This is a genomic window from Chryseobacterium sp. X308, from assembly GCF_020733145.1.
Classification (GTDB): domain Bacteria; phylum Bacteroidota; class Bacteroidia; order Flavobacteriales; family Weeksellaceae; genus Chryseobacterium; species Chryseobacterium cupriresistens.
Map to the genome: position 1 here is coordinate 36,852 of NZ_JAJFZH010000002.1, position 22,026 is coordinate 58,877.

22 protein-coding genes are annotated in these 22,026 nt (G+C 36.9%); 9 read left to right on the forward strand and 13 right to left on the reverse strand.

The annotated features are described in order from the left end of the window. Window positions 1-302: 302 nt before the first annotated feature. The 3 genes from LIV57_RS03230 to LIV57_RS03240 all read left to right on the forward strand — a co-directional run bounded on the left by LIV57_RS03230 (window position 303) and on the right by LIV57_RS03240 (window position 2,310). Window positions 303-866 (forward strand): Crp/Fnr family transcriptional regulator, encoded by a 564-nt coding sequence (locus tag LIV57_RS03230; RefSeq protein ID WP_227941398.1) that lies wholly within the window; start codon window positions 303-305, stop codon window positions 864-866. A 246-nt stretch (window positions 867-1,112) separates the two neighbouring features. Then, window positions 1,113-1,445 (forward strand): DMT family transporter, encoded by a 333-nt coding sequence (locus tag LIV57_RS03235; protein ID WP_089691156.1) that lies wholly within the window; start codon window positions 1,113-1,115, stop codon window positions 1,443-1,445. 151 nt (window positions 1,446-1,596) lie between these two features. Beyond that, a complete protein-coding gene (locus tag LIV57_RS03240) occupies window positions 1,597-2,310 on the forward strand; it encodes a T9SS type A sorting domain-containing protein (protein ID WP_227941399.1) in 714 nt (237 codons plus the stop codon). A 50-nt stretch (window positions 2,311-2,360) separates the two neighbouring features. On the opposite strand, the gene LIV57_RS22860 is transcribed toward LIV57_RS03240, so the two are convergent. From LIV57_RS22860 to LIV57_RS03275, 6 genes are all read right to left on the reverse strand, one after another. After that, a complete protein-coding gene (locus LIV57_RS22860) occupies window positions 2,361-3,128 on the reverse strand; it encodes a class I SAM-dependent methyltransferase (protein ID WP_262908293.1) in 768 nt (255 codons plus the stop codon). Further along, window positions 3,128-3,937 (reverse strand): type I methionyl aminopeptidase, encoded by an 810-nt coding sequence (map, locus tag LIV57_RS03255; RefSeq protein WP_110366009.1) that lies wholly within the window; start codon window positions 3,935-3,937, stop codon window positions 3,128-3,130. Before map ends, LIV57_RS22860 begins: the two co-directional genes overlap by 1 nt. 160 nt (window positions 3,938-4,097) lie before the next feature. Continuing rightward, window positions 4,098-4,529, reverse strand: a complete 432-nt coding sequence (locus LIV57_RS03260; protein WP_062670258.1) for a BT0820 family HAD-type phosphatase — start codon at window positions 4,527-4,529, stop codon at window positions 4,098-4,100. A gap of 97 nt (window positions 4,530-4,626) precedes the next feature. After that, entirely contained in the window at window positions 4,627-5,604 is a 978-nt protein-coding gene (locus LIV57_RS03265; RefSeq protein ID WP_110008663.1) for an acyl-ACP desaturase, read from the reverse strand. Window positions 5,605-5,754: 150 nt separating this feature from the next. Beyond that, window positions 5,755-7,296: a 2,3-bisphosphoglycerate-independent phosphoglycerate mutase gene (gpmI, locus tag LIV57_RS03270; RefSeq protein WP_227941400.1), complete on the reverse strand. Its 1,542-nt coding sequence runs from the start codon at window positions 7,294-7,296 to the stop codon at window positions 5,755-5,757. 183 nt (window positions 7,297-7,479) lie between these two features. Further along, window positions 7,480-8,409, reverse strand: a complete 930-nt coding sequence (locus LIV57_RS03275; RefSeq protein WP_227941401.1) for a DUF2268 domain-containing putative Zn-dependent protease — start codon at window positions 8,407-8,409, stop codon at window positions 7,480-7,482. 160 nt (window positions 8,410-8,569) lie between these two features. Here LIV57_RS03275 and LIV57_RS03280 point away from each other — a divergent pair, with 160 nt between their 5' ends. After that, window positions 8,570-8,893: a translation initiation factor gene (locus tag LIV57_RS03280; protein WP_227941402.1), complete on the forward strand. Its 324-nt coding sequence runs from the start codon at window positions 8,570-8,572 to the stop codon at window positions 8,891-8,893. Between the two features lie 2 nt (window positions 8,894-8,895). On the opposite strand, the gene LIV57_RS03285 is transcribed toward LIV57_RS03280, so the two are convergent. Beyond that, the gene (locus tag LIV57_RS03285) at window positions 8,896-9,795 is read right to left on the reverse strand and encodes a leucine-rich repeat domain-containing protein (protein WP_227941403.1); all 900 of its coding nucleotides are present in this window, start codon (window positions 9,793-9,795) and stop codon (window positions 8,896-8,898) included. 58 nt (window positions 9,796-9,853) lie between these two features. Further along, entirely contained in the window at window positions 9,854-12,007 is a 2,154-nt protein-coding gene (locus LIV57_RS03290) for an alkaline phosphatase PhoX (protein ID WP_227941404.1), read from the reverse strand. Window positions 12,008-12,459: 452 nt separating this feature from the next. Here LIV57_RS03290 and LIV57_RS03295 point away from each other — a divergent pair, with 452 nt between their 5' ends. After that, window positions 12,460-12,855 carry an XRE family transcriptional regulator gene (locus LIV57_RS03295; RefSeq protein WP_410673186.1) on the forward strand — a complete coding sequence of 132 codons (396 nt, stop codon included), beginning with the start codon at window positions 12,460-12,462 and terminating at the stop codon, window positions 12,853-12,855. A 215-nt stretch (window positions 12,856-13,070) separates the two neighbouring features. On the opposite strand, the gene LIV57_RS03300 is transcribed toward LIV57_RS03295, so the two are convergent. Continuing rightward, window positions 13,071-14,900: a cytochrome-c peroxidase gene (locus LIV57_RS03300; RefSeq protein ID WP_227941406.1), complete on the reverse strand. Its 1,830-nt coding sequence runs from the start codon at window positions 14,898-14,900 to the stop codon at window positions 13,071-13,073. 230 nt (window positions 14,901-15,130) lie between these two features. Here LIV57_RS03300 and LIV57_RS03305 point away from each other — a divergent pair, with 230 nt between their 5' ends. Further along, window positions 15,131-15,616, forward strand: coding sequence for a hypothetical protein (locus LIV57_RS03305; protein ID WP_227941407.1), 486 nt, complete (start codon window positions 15,131-15,133; stop codon window positions 15,614-15,616). 23 nt (window positions 15,617-15,639) lie between these two features. Then, window positions 15,640-16,494: a nucleoside phosphorylase gene (locus LIV57_RS03310; RefSeq protein WP_034696753.1), complete on the forward strand. Its 855-nt coding sequence runs from the start codon at window positions 15,640-15,642 to the stop codon at window positions 16,492-16,494. A 314-nt stretch (window positions 16,495-16,808) separates the two neighbouring features. Here the strand turns inward: LIV57_RS03310 and LIV57_RS03315 are convergent, their stop codons facing one another. Next, window positions 16,809-17,570: an NAD-binding protein gene (locus LIV57_RS03315; RefSeq protein ID WP_227941408.1), complete on the reverse strand. Its 762-nt coding sequence runs from the start codon at window positions 17,568-17,570 to the stop codon at window positions 16,809-16,811. A 52-nt stretch (window positions 17,571-17,622) separates the two neighbouring features. Further along, window positions 17,623-18,180, reverse strand: coding sequence for a DNA-3-methyladenine glycosylase I (locus tag LIV57_RS03320; protein ID WP_227941409.1), 558 nt, complete (start codon window positions 18,178-18,180; stop codon window positions 17,623-17,625). A gap of 139 nt (window positions 18,181-18,319) precedes the next feature. Here LIV57_RS03320 and LIV57_RS03325 point away from each other — a divergent pair, with 139 nt between their 5' ends. Together LIV57_RS03325 and LIV57_RS03330 are read left to right on the forward strand one after the other, a co-directional pair. Further along, entirely contained in the window at window positions 18,320-18,619 is a 300-nt protein-coding gene (locus tag LIV57_RS03325; protein WP_114821904.1) for a hypothetical protein, read from the forward strand. A gap of 120 nt (window positions 18,620-18,739) precedes the next feature. Continuing rightward, a complete protein-coding gene (locus tag LIV57_RS03330) occupies window positions 18,740-19,552 on the forward strand; it encodes an enoyl-ACP reductase (protein ID WP_227941410.1) in 813 nt (270 codons plus the stop codon). A 144-nt stretch (window positions 19,553-19,696) separates the two neighbouring features. Here LIV57_RS03330 and LIV57_RS03335 read toward each other — a convergent pair whose 3' ends face one another. Both LIV57_RS03335 and LIV57_RS03340 read right to left on the reverse strand, forming a co-directional pair. After that, window positions 19,697-21,136 carry a glycoside hydrolase family 30 protein gene (locus LIV57_RS03335; protein ID WP_227941411.1) on the reverse strand — a complete coding sequence of 480 codons (1,440 nt, stop codon included), beginning with the start codon at window positions 21,134-21,136 and terminating at the stop codon, window positions 19,697-19,699. Window positions 21,137-21,176: 40 nt separating this feature from the next. Continuing rightward, entirely contained in the window at window positions 21,177-21,986 is an 810-nt protein-coding gene (locus LIV57_RS03340; protein ID WP_227941412.1) for a family 16 glycosylhydrolase, read from the reverse strand. Window positions 21,987-22,026 lie beyond the last annotated feature (40 nt).

A 22,026-nucleotide genomic window follows, 5' to 3' on the forward strand; every position in this document is an offset into this window, starting at 1 on the left:
AAAAATAATATTACGAACTGCAAAGTTAGTAAAACAAAATTGGTCTTTACGGTTAATCTTAATTTTTAAAGGAAAAAAGAGAGTTATAGTTTGAAATAAGGGATGTTGAAGAGGAAATCTAAAGGGATTCGATTGCTGAGATAACCACCCCATCAAAAAATTCTTTGAATTTTTGACAGTAAAAAAACTGAATCCGGAAGAATTTTGATCGTAATCATTACAAGATTTCTGACAAAAATTAAGGGATAATTTTGTATTGCATTACTTAAAACTGATATTTTTGAATATTAGAATTCATCTTTATGAATATAGACCAGATTCTTGATAAGGTTTACCTTCTTCCTGAAGCATCAAAAAACAGCTTAAAAGAACATATTACTGAAGTTTCCCATCCTAAAGGATTTTGTCTGATGGAAGCCGACAAAGTGATTCCTTATCTTTATTTTATACGAAAAGGTATTGCGAGAGCCTATTCTTCAACAGCTGACAATGATATTACCTTCTGGTTCGGAAGTGAAGGCCAATGCATTCTCTCGATGAAAAGCTATGTGAAAGATCAACCCGGTTACGAGAGCATCGAGCTTCTGGAAGACTGCGACCTCTATCGAATGGAAACGGAAAGCCTCAGAAAACTGTTCAATGAAGATATTCATATTGCCAACTGGGGGCGAAAGCTTGCTGAAGCAGAAATGATAAAATCCGAAGAACTGATTATTTCAAGACAGTTTAAAACTTCTTTGGAACGCTATAAAGATATTATGACCTACCAGCCTGAGCTTCTTAAAAGAGTACAGCTGGGTTATATTGCGTCTTATCTGGGGATTACGCAGGTAAGTCTGAGCAGAATAAGGGCGGAGATAAAATAATTTTGATTTTGAGGATGGAAGCTGGAAGATGGAAGAAGGAAGTTATGATAGTCCATTAAAGAATCCTGCTCATTTTTATTAATTAATGCTTCTAAGAACTTTATCTAAAAAATGTTTGCTAATTATCTTATGAGACAATAACTTCCAGCTTCATTCTTCCAACTTCTAGCTTGCCTTCATTTTTTAACAATTGTAAAATTTTTTCTCCTGTCAAATTCTGAACTTTGCAGTAGAAAAATTTAAAAAATGAATTGGTTAATATTAGTTATCGCAGGATTATTTGAAGTTGCCTTCGCATCATGTCTGGGAAAGGCAAAGGAAACGTCAGGAACTGAAATGTACCTGTGGTACGCGGGATTTCTGATCACCATGACGATCAGTATGCTTTTGCTGATTAAAGCGACTCAAACGCTGCCTATCGGGACTGCTTATGCAGTATGGACGGGCATCGGAGCAGTGGGAACTGCCTTAATGGGAATTATCTTTTTTAAGGATCCTGTAAGTTTTTGGAGGGTATTTTTTATTGTAACACTTATCGGTTCTGTGGTAGGATTAAAGGCTGTATCTTCATCACACTAGAAAGCGCATAAACTTCTATCAATATTTAAAAATGGGCCGTCTTCGTCATGAAGGCGGCTTTTGTCTGTCTTAATTTTCATCTTGATGATCCTTATAAAAAGAACAAACAGTAAGTAATTCTTTTTATATCTTTACCGGAAACTTTTAACCTATGAAAAAAATTCTATTCCTTTTAGCAGGTGGTTTACTGACTGCCCAGCAAACTTCTGAACTACTTTCCAATAATTGGTATATTTCCAAGATGGTGACCAGTAGCGGCCAGACCACCAATACACCTTTGATAGATAATGGAGTGCCTGCTACTACATTTAATTCGGCAGGAGGAACAAGCTATGTAATTAATTCCAGATATTATAATACGTCCATGATGAGTTTCGGAGTTATGCCTGGAAGTAACAATCTTATCAAAACAGCCAGCTCGTGTACTCTTTTGTTTTATAATGGCGGAAATGCTCCAGCTGTTCGGGCCTACGATCAGAAAAACTGTGACACTTACGTTTCAGGAGCCTATGCATCTATATACAGTTATCAGATTATCACAAATGGCAGCCTCAAAACGCTGATAATAACGGATCCTTCAGGAAATAAGGTCTATTACAACAATAATACTGCACAAATGAGTACTAAAGAAACTGAGGCCACTGCAAAAACGTTTAAAGCATATCCAAATCCTGTAAAAGAGGTCCTTCATATTGAAAATATTGAGAGAAACCTTTCCCTTAAGATCTACGATATGTCAGGAAAACTGGTATCTGAAACGACAACTAACGGCAGCAAAACATCAATTGATACAAGCGGTTTACAGAAAGGACAATATATGATCAAGATAGAAAATTATAAGTCATACCCTTTTGTCAAAGAATAACAACTGACTTTTATACAAAACCCGTTTCAACTTTTGAAACGGGTTTTATTTTATTTTTTATAAACTACCGGTAAGATTTCGTTATGTCTTAACCCGTATTTTTTTATTTCTTCTTCAGAGAATTTCTGTGAATAGAAGTTGGGTTCTATTTCAAAGCCTGCTTTTCTTAAACGGTCGAAATAATCCATACCGTACCAGCGAACGTGATCATACTGCCCGAAATGCTTCTGACGTTCTTTTGGGTCTTTAATGGTAAAATCTTCATAGGTTTTCTCCAGTGAGTTTTTCATCGGAACCTGAAGAATTCCCCATCCGCCGGGCTTCATTACCCTGTATAGCTCACTCATTGCTTTTGCATCGTCTTCAATATGTTCCAGAACATGGTTACAGAAAACAATGTCAAAGCTGTCATTTTCAAAAGGTAAATCCAGAATATCAGCCTTCACATCTACAATCGGAGAATATAAGTCTGCCGATATATAATTCAGGTTGCTCATTCTCTTGAATTTTCTTAAAAATTCCTGTTCAGGAGCGATATGCAGAACTTTATAATTTTTAATAAAAAAATCGGTTTCGTTCTGAAGGTACAGCCACATCTGGCGGTGTCTTTCCAAACTTAACGTTCCCGGAGAGAGTGCATTTTCTCTTTGTTTTCCATATCCGTACGGAAGGAATTTTCTGTAAGATCTTCCGTCAATGGGATCTAAAAACTGATCTCCTTTGAAAAACTGATAAATAAGCGGTCTTGCCCAGATGCTCATTTTAATGAGCATTGGACGTGGAATTTTATTCAGTAAAAGCTTAGTTATCTTTTTCATTAAAAATCCAGTTGGAACTGCTTTTCTTCATCACTTACAATCCCTAAAGCTTCATATACATAATCAAATGTTGAAAGCAATACCGGCTTGCCATTGATCACTGCTACATCATGTTCGAAGTGGGCAGATGGCATGTTATCTAACGTTGTTACCGTCCAGCCGTCGTTATGGAACTTCACTTTTTCAGTTCCCATGTTCACCATTGGTTCAATAGCAATTGCTAAACCGTCTTTAATAACTTTTCCGCTTCCCTGTCTTCCATAGTTCGGAACCTGCGGATCTTCGTGCATTTTTCTGCCTAATCCATGGCCTACAAGCTCTCTTACCACTCCATATCCTTCTTTTTCACAATGTGCCTGGATGGCATGGGATATATCTCCGATCCTCTTTCCTCTGACACACTGCTCAATCCCTTTGTACAGAGATTCTTTGGTAACCTGTAGTAATTTTTTAATCTCAGGCTTTACTTCCCCGATTTCAAAAGTATAGGCATGATCTCCTACAAAACCGTTCAGAATAACTCCACAGTCTACAGAAAGAACATCTCCTTCTTTTACCACATCATTGTTTGGGAAACCATGAACAACCTGCTCATTGGGAGATATACAAAGAGAATTCGGAAATCCTCCGTATCCTAAAAATGCAGGTTCAGCACCATGATCTTTAATAAAATCATGAGCCAGTTTATCTAAATATAAGGTAGTAATCCCCGGTTTAATTTCTTTTGCCAACATTCCCAATGTTTTAGAAACCAATCGGGCGCTCTCCTTCATCAGACGTAATTCGTCTATCGTTTTTAATTGAATCATTGTTGTATAGATGTTAGATATTAGATGTTAGAAGCTAGATTACAGAATGATGTGTATTTCTATATTATAACAATCTATAAACTTTTTTTGATAAAAAAACAGAAGCTTTAATTAGCCGTTAAAAACTAACTTCTAATTTCTGGCTTCTCATTTCTGTATTCTACCAGAAAAGTCCTTTTTTCTTTTCTTTTTTAAGTTTTGAATAGGCAAGAACTTCTTTTCCTTCCACACGGAATTCTATTCTTTCCTGAATGATGTTGTAGATTTCACCCCATCCCGGGAATCCTCCTAAATTTCTGTCGTCAATAAACCAGTCTGCATCTAATTTTCTGGACTGATTTTCAGGATCAAAAACTTCCCCTTCAAAGCTTGAGTTCACAGCATAAAATTCTATTCCGTTTTTTTTGCAGAATTCTACCGCTTCATCTAATGTTTTTCCGTGTCTGTATGTCCAAAGTATCAATCTGAATCCTTCAGACTGAAGTCTTTTTAAAGTTTCGAATGCAAAAGTTTTCGGTTTTCCAATGGCCGGGTAAGCGTCATCAACAATAGTCCCGTCAAAGTCAACAGCAATCTTTTTATTATTTAACATTTTGTCTTTTTTTAGCTTTGCAAAGATAAGAAATAAAAAGAGTGCCAAAAAGAAAGGCACTCAATACTTTTATATTTTAATAATAATAAAGATCTTATTAGCTTTTTACCCAGCTAAACTGGAACTGAAGATCGGGAGTAGAAACTCTGTCTGTGATCTTCTGCAGCCTTGCAGGAAGCTTCATCAGGTATTCCTGAGCTTTTTCAGCTTTTTCTGTAAGTCCTTTTACGTGCTCAATCTTCCATTCATCTAAAAGGTCTTTCATAATGTTGATATAATCCTGGCCTGTGTACACCATACATCTTTGTGCAGCATCTGAGAAATGCCCCCAAAGTTCACCTGCTTTTTGTCCTGACTGTCTCATTAAGTGAGCAGGCATTACAATTTTTTTACGCATCATATCTTCAAACGCAAGAATCATTTCCGAAGGGTCTACTTCAAGGATTTTTGCTACGAAATGTTTGTATGCTTTAGCGTGTCTTGCTTCATCTGCAGCAATCACACCACACATTTTTGCCAATTTTCCGTTTCCGGATTGTTTAGCCAATGTTCCTACTCTTCTGTGAGAGATATTGGTAGCCGTTTCCTGGAAACTCGTATAAATGAAGTTTCTGTAGGGGTCCATACTTGTTCCCAGATCGAATCCGTCATTAATAAGGTATTGGGTAGTGATTTCCACTTCTCTCATGTTTACTCTTCCGCACAGATAAAGATATTTGTTTAGTAAATCTCCGTGTCTGTTTTCCTCAGCGGTCCACGCTCTTACCCAGTTGGCCCAGCCTACTTTTTCTTCCTGATTGATTCCGTCAACGCCCATTAACCAAGACTCATAAGATGGAAGTGCCTCTTCCGTGATACAGTCACCAATCAATGTTACAAAAAGATCATAAGGCATTTCGCGGGCAAAAGTCTGAATTTCTTCTAAGTCGTGTTTAAATTCTTCACTTGAAGGATCTGGTAAATAATCGGAAGGCTGCCATATTTTTTCAATTGGCGTTAAAAATTTATCAAGAAAAGAACCTACTTCCTTTTCCAATAATCCCATTACTTCTTTCCTAACAAGCTTTTGATACATTTTACTATTCAGTTTTAATTTACAAAGATATGATTTATTTATTATTTAACGCATAATAAAGTATGACTTGCATACTTTATCTGATATAAATCATAAAAAAAATGCCGCTACAAAAGCATAACGGCATTTTTTTAACAATATTATTGAATATTAATTAACCAAAACTTCTCCAGTCATTGCATCTGGTATTTCAACGCCCATTACTTTAAGGATTGTAGGGGCTACATCGCCCAGTTTTCCTGGTTTTAAATTCCATGTATGGTCTTTATCCATCACGATAAAAGGAACCAGGTTTGTGGAGTGCTGGGTATTTGGAGTTCCGTCCGGATTGATCATTACATCTGAGTTTCCGTGATCGGCAAGGATGAAAACAGCATATCCGTTTTCATAGGCTGCTGTAGCTACTTTTTCAATACACTGATCTACCACCTCAGCCGCTTTCACTGCTGCTTCAAAAACACCTGTATGGCCTACCATATCTGTATTAGCAAAATTTAAGCAGACAAAATCAGCAGTTCCCTGCTCCAGTTCAGGTACGATAGCATTGGTGATATCATATGCTGACATTTCCGGTTTCAGGTCATAAGTAGGAACATCTTTCGGGCTTGGGCAAAGCAGTCTTCTTTCTCCTGCAAATTCCTCTTCCCTTCCTCCTGAGAAGAAGAAAGTAACGTGAGGATATTTTTCTGTTTCTGCAATTCTGATCTGGGTTTTTCCATTTTTCTCGAGAATTTCACCCATGGTTTCCGTCAGTACGTTTTCATCAAAAACAACCTGCACATTCTGGAATGTTTTATCATAGTTGGTCAATGTGATGTAATACAGGTTCAGTTTCTTCATTCCAAATTCCGGGAAATCTTTCTGGGAAAGAACTTCTGTAATTTCTCTTCCTCTGTCTGTACGGAAATTGAAGCAGATCACCACATCATCTTCAATGATTCTTGCTACCGGTACTACATTTCCTGTAGCGGTAGTATTCATTAAAATAATAGGCTTCAGGAACTCATCGGTTACATTATTATCATAATACATCTTGATTGTTGCCAAAGCATCCGTTGTCTGTTCTCCTATTCCTTCCACAAGGGCACCGTAAGCTAATTTTACACGCTCCCATCTTTTATCTCTGTCCATGGCATAGTATCTTCCTACCACTGTTGCCAGCTTTCCGGTAGTAGCTTCCATATGCTTCTGTAGTTCATCGATAAATCCTAATCCGGAATGCGGATCGCAGTCTCTACCGTCGGTAAATGCGTGAACAAAAACATTCTCATTTAAACCGAATTCTTTAGCAGCGGTCAGTAATCCTTTTAAGTGATTGATATGTGAGTGTACACCTCCATTGGAAACCAGTCCGATGAAATGTACTTTTTTATTTTCTTTTTTTGCGTATTCAAAGGCGTCCTGAATCACTTTTTCCTGACCCAATGTTCCGTTTTCGACGGCCATATTTAGTTTTACCAGGTTTTGGTATACTACTCTTCCGGCTCCCAGGTTCATGTGCCCTACTTCAGAATTTCCCATCTGTCCGGCTGGTAAACCTACCGCCAGCCCGCTTGCTTCAAGGGTGGTATGTGGAAATTTCTGGTAACAGCTGTCTATGAATGGTGTATTTGCTTTATCTATTGCAGAAACGTTTGGGTTTGTTCCCAATCCCCATCCGTCAAGAATGGCCAGTATTGCTTTTTTCGACATTTTGTAAAACTTTTGTTAGACAAATTTACCTAATTTCCTATGAATAGAAGAATTTGAAGTCTTGAATTTTATGGACTGCTGATGATTAGTCAATTAATTTTGAAATTTTAACCGTGTCAAGGTTTAAAACCTGACACGGTTCGTGTAATGATGAACTTTTAAATTGCCAGCAGTATTCAAATATTATTCTTTAAAAAAATCTTCAAAACTGCTATTATTTTGCTTCGCATATTCTCTGATATACTGATCCAAAAGGCCACTATCCTTAAGAAACAGAAGAGGACTCTGAATATGTAAGATGTCGTCAATAGCTTTATGCTTATCTGACTGTTTATTAAAATACGCCTCAGAAATCTTATACCCCATCCAGTAGCCCAGATCGTTAGGCCTGTTATCTTTTTTACTGGTTCCGTAAAGCCAGTCTGTAGGATCATTCTTCTTAAGTACCGTTACAAATTCTTTATACAATTGATCAGAATGGGCTTCTCCATATTGATAAAACGGGCTGTTGTTGGTTTCTCCAGACACCAATTCACTGATAAAATCGGCACTCCCTTCACTTAAAGTGTATTTTAACAGATTATCAGTTCCTTTGATATCCTGTTGAAAGTGAATCGTCTCATGTGAGACAAGTCCTGCAATGCCATCCAGACTCTGAAGAGTTTCGGTACCGATCATAATGCCGTCTTTAGAAAATGTTCCTCCTGTATTAAACCTTCCGTATACAAAATATATAGGGGGAAATTTTGCCTGTGGATACCAGTACTTCAATGCACTGTAAACAGCCCTGATTCTTTTTTCTTTTTGGTTGATTCCGAGCAGAACATTCCGGCTTTTAAGATAATCGTCTTTTCTCTTTTTTACCATTGTATATAACGAATCAGCATTGATTATCCGGTATTCCATAAAACCTTTTACGCCCGGAGATCCGTTGCTGATATAATCTCTAAAAGGATTTTCTTTTGAAGCATTCATTTTATCGAATGCTTTCCAGAACCGGTCTGCATCTCTGGTTTCAAATACAGCGTTCAATGGATCAGTGGAGAAACCTGTCTGTGCTTTTGCAATTCCGGAGGCTAAAAGAAGACATGTAAAAATATATCTGGTTTTCATATTAGTTTTTAAAGATATCTTATCAAACGGTTAAAAATATAAAAACTTATACAAGAATGGAAATAAACGCTGTCAAGGTTTAAACCTGACAGGGTTGAAAAATTAAAATTTCGTTGATTATTTCAGTTCATTAATCGGTAATTCTTTTTAATTTTGCGGTATGGATTTACGAGATCAATTGAAGAATCTTTTTCCTGATCATGAAGAGCAGGAGTTTGAGATGCCTGAAGAAGAATTCAAGCAGAAAGAGCCTTTGGTATGCAAATTTGAGAAAAAAGGAAGAAACGGTAAGCCTGTAACGATTGTTGAAGGCTGGGAAGGCAGCGAGGAAGACCTGAAAAAAATCTCAAAAAAAATAAAAACCACCCTTGGTATAGGCGGCTCTGAGAAGGATGGAACGATTATCATTCAAGGAGATAACCGTGATAAAATAATGAATATCCTTAAAGAAATGGGATATAAAACCAAACGTGTTGGCGGATAGTTCTAGAAATAGATCTGGGTTTCCGGCAGTAAGGTTTTTAAGTTTTCAATTTTAGATTTTTCTATAGGATTTCCTGTAAGAATCAATGTTTTCAGATTTTTAAGCTGTTTGATTTCTACAGGAATGTCTTTCAGATTATTATGGGCCAGATTCATGCTGACCATATTTTTCAGCCCTTTTACTTTGGGTGAAATTTCTGTGATATGATTTCCGCTTACATTCAGAAATTCAAGTTTCTTTGCTTTAAAAAGGTTTTCCGGTAGTTTTATGATAGCATTCTGCTGCAGTTCAAGATATTTTAAATTTTCCGGAAAAGAAAGATTCCCAAGATCATTGATCTGGTTATCTGAAAGGTTGAGAAATTTCAGGTTTTTGATCTGATCCAGCTTGTCTGCAATAAAGCTGATCTGGTTTCCCTGAAGGTTGATTTCTTCCAGTGCGGGAATTTCCATAAGGGCTTCGGGAAATGTATTCAGATTATTGGCATCAAAATGTACTGCTCTTAATTTCTGGAGTTTTGCAATATTGGGATTAATGCTTGTCAAACTGTTCAGATTCATTGAAAAAGTAGTCAGTTTTTTCAGATTACTTACCTCATCAGGAATAAATTTAATGTTGTTTTCATTCACATTTAAAATTTCCAGTTCTTTTAAAGCAAAAAGTTCCTGATCCATTTTCTCAAGCTTATTCGCCATGATATTCAAAAAGAATAATGAATCCAGTTTTACAATCCGAGGAGGAATATTAAAAAGTCCCTTTTCTCTGAAACTTATACTGTAAACCGCTTTTTTACTTTTTAAAGCATCATCAATATTGGTAAATGTAGGATATTTCACCGGATCAATCTGAGCCTTGGCCTGAGAAAGTGAGATGATGGAAATCAATAAGAAAAGCTTTTTCATACACATAAAAAGGTCTGCCAGCAACCAAGGCTGCCGACAGACAAGAATTATAAATAATTTATTTCTTTACAAGTTTAACTGTTTTCTGGAATCCTCCTTCCGCTTCAATATTTAAAACTAAAATTCGTGATCCTTCTAACTGTTGTGTGAAATCAAGATCCAATGCTTTATTGGTTCCGTTGAATTTCTTCGTATAAACGATTTTCCCGTCCAAGCTGTAAGCTGTTACAGAAATATCTTTCAATCCTTTTGCTGAATTGATTTTTACCACTCCTGATGTTGGGTTCGGTGCTACTGTTACTGTATTTTCTTCAATTTTATTATCAATAGTCCCTAAAGTTCCTTCAGTTCCAAGATTATTTTTAAGGGCAATAACAATTGTTGCTGATTTTCCTCTGTAATCAATCGTATTTCCTGTTGCATCTACGTCTGTAGAGATTGTTGAATCCGGGTGCTGAATAGAGAAGAAACCGAATTTATGGTCAGGTGTAAATGTAAGACCTGTAGGTTCTGCACCAGCCGGCATAGAAGCAAATAGCCTTACTTTAGGATTCGCTTGTGTATGATCAGGAGCAATGACCCAGATATAGTTTTTACCTCCATCCTGAAGCACCCAAAGGTTTCCAAGTTCATCGAAAGTAAGGTTGTCATTTCCATCTCCCCAGGCTTCAGACTTCATTCCCTGAGCGGTATTGAAAGAATATACAGAAGAACCTCCTCCTACAAATGTTTCTACCTGAGAAGCCGTTGTTCCGTTATCCTGCAGACGATATACCCTGTCTAATCCTTTGGCTGTAAAATAGATTTTACCATCCAGCGGGCTGATATCAACATCCTCTACTCCATTAAATTTTGTTCCTCCCAAAGTCAGAGCATTGGTATTGGTATTATTCTGATCTGCTTTTTCTTTATTCGGAACCTGAATCCATGTCGCTGTAGTTCCTACCGGATCTCCTGCAGCCGTTAACCCCTGATCCAGTTTTAATACATAAAGGTTTCCTGAAGAGAGATCATTAGGAGTATCCATTACATATTTGTACACCAAGTGAGTTCCACCGTCTTCTCCATAATAGGCTATAGTTCCCGCATTATTGATCACCACGTTCTCGTGGTTCATGATTCCCATCTGCCAAAGCTTACCTTTTGTCCCGTTAGGGTTTTTAGATATAACCTGAGCAGTAGCAGGGTCAATTTCTACCAACCAACCGTAATCTTTGTACCCATCATTGTTCACATCATTAGAAGTAACAGATTCTTCAGCGGTCACCACAGTTCCCCAAGGCGTAATTCCTCCTGAACAGTTTCTGATGGTTTGAACCAAACTTGGATCTGAGAAACTTACGGCTCTTGATTTTGTCAGCTGCCAAAGCTTTGAAGCTGCATTATAATTAATTTCCGCCATGGTAACTCCACCTGGATTCGTTTCATGGTTGACAGATAGATATCCGTTGGTACTGCTTCCAGTTTTTGGAACATAAGCGGTAAAGTCATTCTGACCACCTACCAATCCTCCGCCTTCAGTATAGCTGTCTCCTTCTTTTAAAATCAGCTGGTATTTGTGTTCAGCCGGGATAATCAACTTATTGGTTTGTGCTGTAGGAACAATGGAAGTAAAACAGCTGATATGTGTTCCGTTACAAGTTACAGGGGTAGTGGTGTTGGTAGTTGTTTTCAGATAAGCATCAATTCTTAAATCTGAACTGGTTGTACTTCTGTTATGAAGCTCAATAGAAAATCTGTTGACACCATTTACAAATTTTGATTTTGGAATGGAGAAAATATTATAAACACTCTCTGCCGCACCATCAATAGTAGTACTGGAGAAAGTATTGAAAGTTACAGCCCCTGCCGGCATATTATCTCTTACAACTTCTTCTCCGTTAAGGTATACAATAATACCGTCGTCTCTCATCACTCCAAGTTCCATAGTATCGGAAAGCGTTGAAAGATCTACCGTAAAATCTTTAGCAAAATAGGCTGTAGTAAGCCCTGAATTGATTGTGGTAGTTACAGGATCTCCATATCCTAACGGGCCGTTTCCTACTGCCCATGTTGAAATATCATAGGTTTGGGCATTCCAACCGGCTGGCTGCGCCTGGTTGTTATCTTTATAGCTCCATGACGCATTCTTATTGAATATCAAGGTCTGCGCCTGAAGACCAGAACTGGCCAGTATCGCCAAAGCTCCTACTGCTAGTAGTTTTTTCTTCATTTTTTTATTTGATTTATTAGACCTTGCAAAACTATTTTTTTAGAGCTTTTCCTCTGTTAATAGGATTTTAAATCTAAATCACCCAATATTAACTTATCAAAAACCTAATGTTAAGGGGATTAATTTTGTGTTAAGTGATGAGGAGTTCGAGGGTTGGAGTGTGGGAGGGTTTTAGAGTGAGAGTGTTGAAGTTGCGGGAAACAAATTGTGAGATGTGAAGTTTGGAATACGAGGTGCAGGGTTTTGGGTTTGATGCGTACATAATTTGGAATGAAGTGTAATTATTTTATTTATAGATTGATGGCAAGCACGATATATTCGACATAACAAATCTGCAAGAGAAAGGAAATTTTATTCAAAAACATGAGTATTTTAGAAGATAATTTATTTTAAAAACGAGCTTTATTCTTATCTCTTAAAACTTTATATTTGTTATTATGATTGACACAGCTATGCAAAACAAAAAAATACATCAGGGCAGAAATATTAAACGTTTCCGTGAAATGCTTGGTATCAAGCAGGAAGCATTAGCTTTTGAATTAGGTAACGACTGGAATCAGAACAAAGTCTCTCTTTTGGAACAAAAAGAAATTGTAGAGTCTGATGTTTTGGCACAGGTAGCTCAGATTCTGAAGGTTCCGGCAGAAGCAATTGAGAATTTTAATGAAGAACAAGCGATAAACATTATTTCTAATACAGCCACTTTTGATCATTGTCAGCAACCAGCCTTTTTTAATAACCAACCCACTTTCAATCCCCTTGACAAAATGATTGAACTTTATGAGCGTATGCTAAGACAACAACAGGAAATGATTGATAAGCTGGAAAAGCTGATCCAAAACAAATAGACTGACAGGTTGATCCGATCTGTAAAACTTTAGGCTAAATTCTGAAACCTTCGTAGATCACATTTACACAAGTTTCAAAATTTAGCCTATTTTTATTAAAACCATATCATTCCTACAAATCTCGGCTCTCACAAACCCGAAATCGCGAACCCCGAATCTCTACACTCTCACTCTCAAACTCTCCCACGCTCCAACCCAAAAACCCCGAATCCCGCCTATTTCGCTTTACTCACATCCGTAAGAGCATTCAGAAAGGCGATGATCTGCTTTATTTCTGTTTCGGTGAGGTTCAGTTTATCGGATGCCAGCGTCTGGTTTTTCATTTTTAATCCTAAACCTTCTCCTCCACCTTCGTTATAAAAATCCAGGACTTCTTCCAAGGTATTGAAAGCTCCGTTATGGAAATAAGGTTTGGTAAGGGCAATATTTCTCACCGTTACTGTTTTGAATGAATAATCATAAATCCATGATTTTTCCTTTTTCACAGGGCTGTTTCCTCGTCCCAAATCCTTATCAATCTCTACCGGAAGCTGTTTGATCGGTCTGGTTGTTATTCCCAAGACTTCAGATTCATTTTCATTAAAAAATGGAGGTACCAATCCTGAAAAGGTGGGTGTAAAATGACAGGTTGCACAATTGGCTTTTCCCATAAAGAGGTTGAATCCTTTTTTCACATCATTGGAAACCTCTTTTTCATTCCTCATAAAACGGTCAAAATCGCTGTCAAATGAGTACAATGAAGCCACATAAGAACTTAATGCTTTTGAAAAATTTTCTTTACTGATTTTCCCGTCCTTGAAGGCATTTCGGAACGCTTTTTTATACTCAGGTTTTGTTTTTAATTTCTGGATAATGCTTTCATAGCTTGTATTGAATTCCTGTTCGTTATAAATCACATGTTCTGCCTGCTGTTCAAGGTAAAAAGCACGAAGGTCATAGAAAAATCTCCTGGCAAAAACAGCATTATATAAAGATGGGGAATTCCTCAAAACTGTTTTCCCTTCCACATTACTTTGTGATTTTGCCTTCAGATCTGTAAAAGCATTTTCCTGAAGATGGCAAGTCGCACAGCTCATTTTTCCGTTACCACTTAAATTCTGATCGTAGAAAATGAATTTTCCAAGGTTACGGAGTTCCGGACTATCTTCTGAAGATTTTAATAAAGTATAAAAATAAGGATCCAAAAAATCACTGCTGAAAAAGTTTTTGTTTCCCACATTCCATCCGGAAAACTCTTTAAGATCATCAGGTCTTCCGTCCCATTTTCCCAGCTCTTCATACAAAGGCTGAACGTATTTTTTATAAAATTCAATACGATCAAAAGTTTCAAAGTCGGTATTTTTTGAAAGATAGCCGATAGCTTCTGTTAATATCAGATTAGCTTTCTGAGTATTATAGTTTTTAAAATAAGGATCATCTTTGATGTACTGCTGTATTCCTGCAAAAGCATGGCTGGTTTCTTCAGAAATATTCAAAGATCCCGGCGTATCAAAACCTGAAACACCCAGTGAGTAGATCCTGATCAACTCTATTCGTAAAGGCAATGTTTTGTTGTTCCCTTTGCTCAATCCATTTTTTAAAGCACTTAAATAAAACCCGGAATAACTGTTATACAAAAAGGTAGTTATAGTTTTGATCTTTTCTTTTTCATTTGCTGCTTCCTCTGAAAATATAAGTTCATCAAGCACCTGCAATCCTTCAGGGGGAAGTGTATAGGCGGATGTTCCTGCAGCTTCAATATGAAACAATGGCGCTGCATTAAGGTGGGTTTTGGTAAATTCAGGATAATGGTAAGCAATATAAAATTCTATTTCCTTGAATGAGTTTCTTGTACTGCACAGCGATTTCTGCAGTTCTTCCAGAGAAATACGGTCTTCAGAGAACTTATCAACATCGGATTTCAATTGTTCAAGCTTTATTCTAAAGTCGGACAACCCTTTATTGACAAATGTGTTTTCGCTTTCTTTTCCTTTATAAACAGGATTAAAGGACATTACTGCAAATCCTGTCAGAAGGATGATTACAAGCAGTGGATAAGATCTCATGAATTTTTAGCGGCAAAACTATTCATCTGATGTTATCTGAGTTTTAATAAGAGATTAAATAATGTTTATATTTCTGATATTATATTTTTCACTAATTTTAAACCCCGAAATCAAATTCATTATTCTAAAGAAACGGTTTTTCGAAATACCGGAAAAAATAATGGCGGAAGATTATTGGGAGAGGATTTTTTAAATTAAATTCAACACATCAAAAAAAACTAAATAGGAGTATGAAAACAAAACTATGGTTTGCTGTGGCAGTAAGTTTCCTTTCTGTGGCAGCATTTTCCCAAAAGAAAAAGCAGCAGGAAAAACAAGCTGAAAAGAAACAGGAAATGGCTGTTTATGCTGAGAAAAGAGGTTCTGATTATTATTTGGTCCGCCTGGAAAAAGACAAAGAAATCCCGAATGTATACGTATATTCCAATGGGGTAACCAAACCTTATAAATATTATTCTGACCTGCAGGAAATTGTTACAGAATTCCCGGGAATGATGACTTCCAATTATTCAACCAAAGAAGAACTGATTTCTGTTCTTAAAAAAGACGATCACTTCTATGAAATCACGTCACAGAGGAAAGATCCTAAAAATATTGAAAAAACCGTTGTTACCGTATATGAAGTAATGAACGGCCAGAAAAGAATTGTAGAAGAATACAATGATATCTACGAGGTTATGGCATCTCCCTATAAAGAAGCCATTATGATTAACTAAAAAATCAAAAAAATATACATATTATGCTAAACAAACTTGCTGCCTCGGAACTTGTTCTGAATGAAGACGGAAGTGTATACCACCTGAATCTTTTACCTGAAGATATCGCTGACAAAATCATCCTTGTGGGTGATCCGGACAGAGTGGCAAAGGTTTCAAAATACTTTGATACCGTAGAAATCAAGAAAAATAAAAGAGAATTCTATACGCATACAGGAACGCTTCGTGGAGAAAGAATTACCGTAATGTCTACAGGTATCGGAACTGAAAACATCGATATCGTAATGAACGAACTGGATGCTTTGGTGAACATCGATCTTCAGAACAAAGAATTCAAAACTGAGCACAAAGCTCTTGAACTTTTCCGTATGGGAACCTGTGGAAGTGTAAACCCTGACGTACAGGTGGACAATATGCTGGTAACTCAAAATGTAGTTGGATTAGACGGACTGATGCATTTCTACCAGGACTACAACTTCGAAAATGAGTTTTCTAAGAGTTTCCTTGAAAAATTCCCTTACGAAAGAATCAAGCCGATGCTTTATTTCTCAGATTGGGCGGAAGAAATGGGTGAATATTATAAAGATGCCAAATACCACGGAAATACAGCAACATTCCCGGGATTCTATGCTCCACAGGGAAGACAGCTTCGTTTGAAAGCGGTTGATGATCAATTCCTTGAAACATTGAATGATCTTGGAATTACCAATTTCGAGATGGAAACTTCTGCGATCTATGCTCTTTCAAAATTATTAGGGCACAAAGCCATAACCGTGAATAACGTTATTGCCAACAGAAGACGCGGTGAGTTCTCTGCAGATCACCATGCATCTGAGAAAAACCTTATTGAATGGGTATTGGAAAGAATTATTAAATAATTACTTTATTGATAAAAACTAAAACCTCCGGAAACTGTTTCCGGAGGTTTTTTATTAGATTTTGGCTAAAGCCGATGGAATTTTATCTTTTTTGAAAACGGGCTAAAGCCCGTTGCTATTGAATTGTATCTTGCTGAAAATATTGATTCTTTCACGATGAATAAAACTACCCACCCGGTTTGTCATTCCGTAGGAATCTCTATGTTATTTAAAAAAAACTGTATTTAGATTCCTTCTGAATGACATTGTCGTCAAAAGAAATGTTGTAAGTAAAATAGGCTAAAAGCAAATAAACAATGATAAAAATACAATGATTACAAATGAAAAGTTCTCGGATCCGGATATTGAAATGTATACTCCAGTTCTGAAATGAGTTTTGAAGACATTACTTTCTTCCCTTTCACCTCAAACTCTTCTTCATCAAGTAGATTTTTCTGTGCGTTAATCACCTGGCTTTTTGCCGGATGAATCGGAGCCGTAACATTATAAAGTTTTGATTCAGTTTTCTGTTCAATCATTTCTGAGATAATCCCGCTGATATCAGCATAATGAATATGATTAACCGCATGGTCCAGATTGCTCACATTATAATTTTTCAAAAGCCTGTTATCCCCCATCAGCCCTCCAAGTCTCAGAATATTCAGCTGACGATATTTATTTCTAAGCATTCTTTCCCCTGATACGCTCACTAACGGAATGTCTTCTTCTGTAAAATCCTTGGATACATCCGGATAAACGCCTGTAGAGCTCATCAGAAACATCTGTCCTTTAAAATCACCGATAAAAGCTGACAAATTTTGAATTCTGTTATACAAAGAACTCACACAGCAGCTTTTTTCCGAAACAGGAATTGTAATAATCAGAACATCCATATTTTTAATTTCCTCCCATTGGGAAAAACGTTCTGTCAACTGATAATCTGGGAAAGAAGCTATTACAGCATTGATTCCTCTATTATTGAGATCTTCTGCTTTATTTTCCGTTGTGGTTGTTGCGGACAGATTATATTTACCGGATAAGGAAGATGCAAGTCTCTCTCCCAGCCAGCCATAGCCTATTATTCCTATTTTCTTCATATTTCAACTGAGGTTTTCACTTTTTTGATGATACAAAAATATCAATAAGTTATCATTTTCTTATAAAGCAGCTTTTTAAATGATCATTAATCATTCCGGTGGCCTGCATATGAGCATACATTACTGTAGAACCAACAAATTTGAATCCTCTTTTTTTAAGGTCCTTAGAGATAAGATCGGAAATCTTTGTTGTGGCAGGAACATCAGATAATTTTTCAGGTTTGTTATCAATTGGCTTTCCATCTACAAAACCCCAGATATAGTTGGAAAAGCTTCCAAACTCTTTCTGAACATCCATAAATCTCTGAGCATTGGTAACCGCTGCAAGAATTTTAAGCCTGTTTCTTATAATTCCGGGGTCGTTCATGAGTTCTTCAATCTTTTTGTCAGAGTATGCTGCCACTTTTTTATAATCAAAATGATCAAAGGCTTTTCTGAAATTTTCCCTTTTAGATAAAATAGTGTACCAGCTCAAGCCGGCCTGAAAGCTCTCCAGAATCAGGAACTCAAATATTGTTTCATCATCATAAACAGGTCTTCCCCACTCTTCATCATGATACTTTCTGTAGAGATCATCTTTTTCGCACCAGCCACAGCGGATTTTTTCCATAATTATCATATTTTACAGGTTAAAGTTACTATTGATTTTGAAAAGTATAACAAAAGATTATGAAAAGTTTAACAGAGCAGTTAAGTTTTAGGAATGGTTATTGTTTAATTCGTACTACCAAATTAAAATTTATACTATTATGAACAATTCAGAGTACAACAAAGCGGAAAATGCAGTAAACAATGTAGAAAACTCTTTACAGAATGCAACGGACAAAGCCAAATGGAAAATCGATGAATTGGCAGACAAGGCTAAAGATTATATTAATGAGAAAAGGAATAATGATCAGGAAGCCAGCCAGGAAGACTGGCTAGACAGGGTAAAAGCTAATGTATCCGATGCGTGGGAAGATATTAAGGATAAAGCAGATGAGGCATGGGAAAAAACCAAAGATGCGGCGGAAGATGTAAAGGCAGAATGGAATAAGAAAACCAATTAGTATTTCAGTCATATAAATATTTTCAATAAAATGGAGTCTTAAATTGATAAGGCTCCATTTTTTATTATGCCATAAGCACAATTATTGTTACATTTGTATTATAATAAACATTAAAAAATTATGTCATACGGTTTACTTAAAGGCAAAAAGGGAATTATTTTTGGAGCCCTTAATGAACAATCTATCGCATGGAAAGTTGCTGAAAGATGCCATGAGGAAGGTGCTGAATTTATCTTATCTAATGCTCCTATAGCATTAAGAATGGGAGAACTTAATGGTTTAGCAGAAAAAACAGGTTCTGAAGTAATAGGTGCTGATGCTACTTCTATAGAAGATCTTGAAAAACTTTTTGATGCCGCTGTTGCAAAATTTGGAAAAATCGACTTTATCCTTCACTCTATCGGTATGTCTATCAACGTAAGAAAAGGAAAACACTATACAGAAATGAATTACGACTGGTTGGAAAAAGGCTGGGATATTTCCGCTGTTTCTTTCCATAAAGTAATGCGTGTAGCATGGGAAAAAGACTGTATGAACGAATGGGGAAGCATTTTAGCACTTACTTATATTGCAGCTCAGAGAACATTCCCGGATTACAACGATATGTCTGATAACAAAGCGTACCTTGAAAGTATTGCTAGAACTTTCGGAAACTACTGGGGAGAAAGAAAAGTACGTGTAAACACAGTTTCCCAGTCTCCAACAATGACTACTGCAGGTAGCGGTGTTAAAGGTTTCGGAGGATTCCTTGGATATGCAGAAGATATGTCTCCACTAGGAAATGCTACTGCTCTTGAATGTGCAGACTACTGTGTAACGTTATTCTCTGATCTTACTAAAAAAGTAACCATGCAGAATCTTTTCCATGATGGAGGTTTCAGCAGCTCAGGAGTTACTCAGAAAGTGATCAGTAAATATGATACTGAAAAATAATGAACTGATAAAGTTTCATTTACAATATATAAGGCCCATGAAGTTTTTCATGGGTTTTTTATGTTTTTATCATCTAAAGACAAATAAAAATCCGGCGGCCTCAAAGAGGCCGCCGGATCTGTCAAAAATAATATTAATATGATATTACAAAATTACGGTCTGTATAGAGTGCGCAGGAGCATTCAGTTTGGCAGCCATACCTTCTATCCATAGATTCGTTTCAATGTCATTGTCTGAATCGTTCATGATAACGGTTACCAGCTGGCCGTTTTCGTTCATAAAAGCAGAAGATGTAAGCGCCGCTCTGTTGGAAGAGCTTCCGATTCTCTGTGCATTGGGTTTGATATATTTTGAAACGTGGCCAATATAATAGTATTCATAGGTATAGAAAACCTCACCGGTTTTGGTATCTGCAATAATCGGGGCAAAGCAGAAATTTCCTTTGTGATTGGGCCCTCCGGTTTCATCCAATAGAATATTCCAGTCGGTCCATAATGCATTTCCTTTGTTGAAATCGTTCAGCATATTTTTGCTGTACAATTCTCCCAGACTTACATCATAAATTTTATCCATACTGAACTGTTCTTTACATCCTTCAGTAAAGGCCAGGAACTTATCAGGAAATGCTCTGTGTGTTTCTGCTAAATTATCAAAAAGCTGCGTTTTATTGTTCCATGTTTCGTACCAGTGGTACCCAATACCGCTGGCATATTTTGAGGTTTCAGGATCACTTAATGTAGTGGTTGCTCTTTGATAAATAAGGTCTCTGTTGTGATCCCAGATCATAACTTTTTTATCTTTGTAACCGTTTTTCCAAAGTGTTGGTCCCAGGTTCTTTTTCAGGAATTCTCCTTCTTCTTCGGCAGTATAGATGCATGATTCCCAGCTTTGGGTAGCCATTGGTTCATTCTGAACGGTCAACCCCCAGATGTTGATTCCTCTCTTTTCGTATTCTTTGATGAATTTGATATAATAATCTGCCCATGTCTGGTAGTATTGATTTTCCAATCTTCCTCCTTTGTACAAACTTTTGTTGGATTTCATCCAGGCTGGCGGGCTCCATGGAGAGAAATAGAATGTGAAGTTATTACCAATGGCTTTCTGAGCTTCTTTGATCATTGGAATCTTATACTTCTCATCATGTGCAATGTTGAACGTTTTCAGGGAAATATCATTGTCTTCTACATAAGTATAGGAATCGCTGGAGAAATCACAGGAATTCATATTGGTACGAACGACAGTGTATCCCAATCCGTTTTTTCCGAAATAAGCATCCAGAATTTCTTTCTGCTTATTCTTTGGCATTTTATAAAAAGTCTCTGCTGAGGCGTCTGTAATAGCTCCTCCAATTCCTTTCAGTTTCTGATATTTAAAGTTGGGAGCCACAAAAATACAGGCCTCAGTTTCTTTAGGCTGTCCAAACTGTTCAAATGTAACGGTTCCTTTATCCGCCATCTTCTCATTCACTTTCGAGTTGGTAAGGATTACTTTAGCTGTTTTTCCTGCATTCTTCTTCCAGTAATTCTGAGCATTGACATTGATGACAACGCCTACTACAAAACAACTTACAATTAATTTTCTCATGATTTTTTCTGTTTCCGGACCCTTCTGGTCCTCATTTTCATTATTTATTTTGATAGACTCTTACGTAGTCTATATAATACTTCTGTGGAAATACAGCATCATCAATGCCTTCTTTCCCACCCCAAAATCCACCTACTGCCAGATTTAAAATGATAAAGTAAGGTCTGTCAAAAGGCCATGCTTCATCGTTTTTCTCTCTGTTCACATACGTGAAAAATTTTTTATCATCTACATAAACATCAATCTTTTCAGGAGTCCAGTCTGCCTTATAGACATGAAATTTTTCGCTGGCATCTTTTACAAACAAGGTATCCGTTTTCTGTGTTCCCTGAATATGGTTGTATTTTTTGGTGTGGACAGAAGCATGTATAAATCCCTGATTGTATCCTACATGTTCCATAATATCCAGTTCACCGTCATCCGGCCATTTCTTCATATTTTCACTCATCATCCAGATGGCAGGCCAGGTTCCACGTCCTTTGGGAAGCTTTGCTCTTACTTCTACTGTTCCATACTGAAAGGCGAATTTTCCTTTGGTTAAAAGCCTGGCAGAAGTGTATTTATTATTTTCCCAATTTTCATTTCTGGCCTCAATGATCAGATTTCCTTTTTCCATTCTGGCATTCTCAGGTCGGTTTTTGGTATAAAACTGAGCTTCTTCATTTCCAAAACCGCTTCCCCCGGTATCATAATTCCATTTTAATGAATCCGGAAGCCCTTTACCGTTAAACTCATCACTCCAGATCAGCGTTCTGCGGGCATCAGGTTTTTGCGAAGCGCAATTCAAAACAGTAAGGAAAAAAATTCCTGCTGCGCATATTTTGATGATATTTTTAGCTTTGAGATTCATGCATAAGTAGATTTAAGTTTTGGCTAAAGCCATTTTTTTC

What these genes read in the sequence shown, in the direction of transcription:
- LIV57_RS03230 (WP_227941398.1), top strand. Translation starts at nt 303, where the DNA reads ATGAATATAGACCAGATTCTTGATAAGGTTTACCTTCTTCCTGAAGCA.
- LIV57_RS03235 (WP_089691156.1), top strand. Translation starts at nt 1,113, where the DNA reads ATGAATTGGTTAATATTAGTTATCGCAGGATTATTTGAAGTTGCCTTC.
- LIV57_RS03240 (WP_227941399.1), top strand. Translation starts at nt 1,597, where the DNA reads ATGAAAAAAATTCTATTCCTTTTAGCAGGTGGTTTACTGACTGCCCAG.
- LIV57_RS22860 (WP_262908293.1), bottom strand. Translation starts at nt 3,128, where the DNA reads ATGAAAAAGATAACTAAGCTTTTACTGAATAAAATTCCACGTCCAATG.
- map (WP_110366009.1), bottom strand. Translation starts at nt 3,937, where the DNA reads ATGATTCAATTAAAAACGATAGACGAATTACGTCTGATGAAGGAGAGC.
- LIV57_RS03260 (WP_062670258.1), bottom strand. Translation starts at nt 4,529, where the DNA reads ATGTTAAATAATAAAAAGATTGCTGTTGACTTTGACGGGACTATTGTT.
- LIV57_RS03265 (WP_110008663.1), bottom strand. Translation starts at nt 5,604, where the DNA reads ATGTATCAAAAGCTTGTTAGGAAAGAAGTAATGGGATTATTGGAAAAG.
- gpmI (WP_227941400.1), bottom strand. Translation starts at nt 7,296, where the DNA reads ATGTCGAAAAAAGCAATACTGGCCATTCTTGACGGATGGGGATTGGGA.
- LIV57_RS03275 (WP_227941401.1), bottom strand. Translation starts at nt 8,409, where the DNA reads ATGAAAACCAGATATATTTTTACATGTCTTCTTTTAGCCTCCGGAATT.
- LIV57_RS03280 (WP_227941402.1), top strand. Translation starts at nt 8,570, where the DNA reads ATGGATTTACGAGATCAATTGAAGAATCTTTTTCCTGATCATGAAGAG.
- LIV57_RS03285 (WP_227941403.1), bottom strand. Translation starts at nt 9,795, where the DNA reads ATGAAAAAGCTTTTCTTATTGATTTCCATCATCTCACTTTCTCAGGCC.
- LIV57_RS03290 (WP_227941404.1), bottom strand. Translation starts at nt 12,007, where the DNA reads ATGAAGAAAAAACTACTAGCAGTAGGAGCTTTGGCGATACTGGCCAGT.
- LIV57_RS03295 (WP_410673186.1), top strand. Translation starts at nt 12,460, where the DNA reads ATGCAAAACAAAAAAATACATCAGGGCAGAAATATTAAACGTTTCCGT.
- LIV57_RS03300 (WP_227941406.1), bottom strand. Translation starts at nt 14,900, where the DNA reads ATGAGATCTTATCCACTGCTTGTAATCATCCTTCTGACAGGATTTGCA.
- LIV57_RS03305 (WP_227941407.1), top strand. Translation starts at nt 15,131, where the DNA reads ATGAAAACAAAACTATGGTTTGCTGTGGCAGTAAGTTTCCTTTCTGTG.
- LIV57_RS03310 (WP_034696753.1), top strand. Translation starts at nt 15,640, where the DNA reads ATGCTAAACAAACTTGCTGCCTCGGAACTTGTTCTGAATGAAGACGGA.
- LIV57_RS03315 (WP_227941408.1), bottom strand. Translation starts at nt 17,570, where the DNA reads ATGAAGAAAATAGGAATAATAGGCTATGGCTGGCTGGGAGAGAGACTT.
- LIV57_RS03320 (WP_227941409.1), bottom strand. Translation starts at nt 18,180, where the DNA reads ATGGAAAAAATCCGCTGTGGCTGGTGCGAAAAAGATGATCTCTACAGA.
- LIV57_RS03325 (WP_114821904.1), top strand. Translation starts at nt 18,320, where the DNA reads ATGAACAATTCAGAGTACAACAAAGCGGAAAATGCAGTAAACAATGTA.
- LIV57_RS03330 (WP_227941410.1), top strand. Translation starts at nt 18,740, where the DNA reads ATGTCATACGGTTTACTTAAAGGCAAAAAGGGAATTATTTTTGGAGCC.
- LIV57_RS03335 (WP_227941411.1), bottom strand. Translation starts at nt 21,136, where the DNA reads ATGAGAAAATTAATTGTAAGTTGTTTTGTAGTAGGCGTTGTCATCAAT.
- LIV57_RS03340 (WP_227941412.1), bottom strand. Translation starts at nt 21,986, where the DNA reads ATGAATCTCAAAGCTAAAAATATCATCAAAATATGCGCAGCAGGAATT.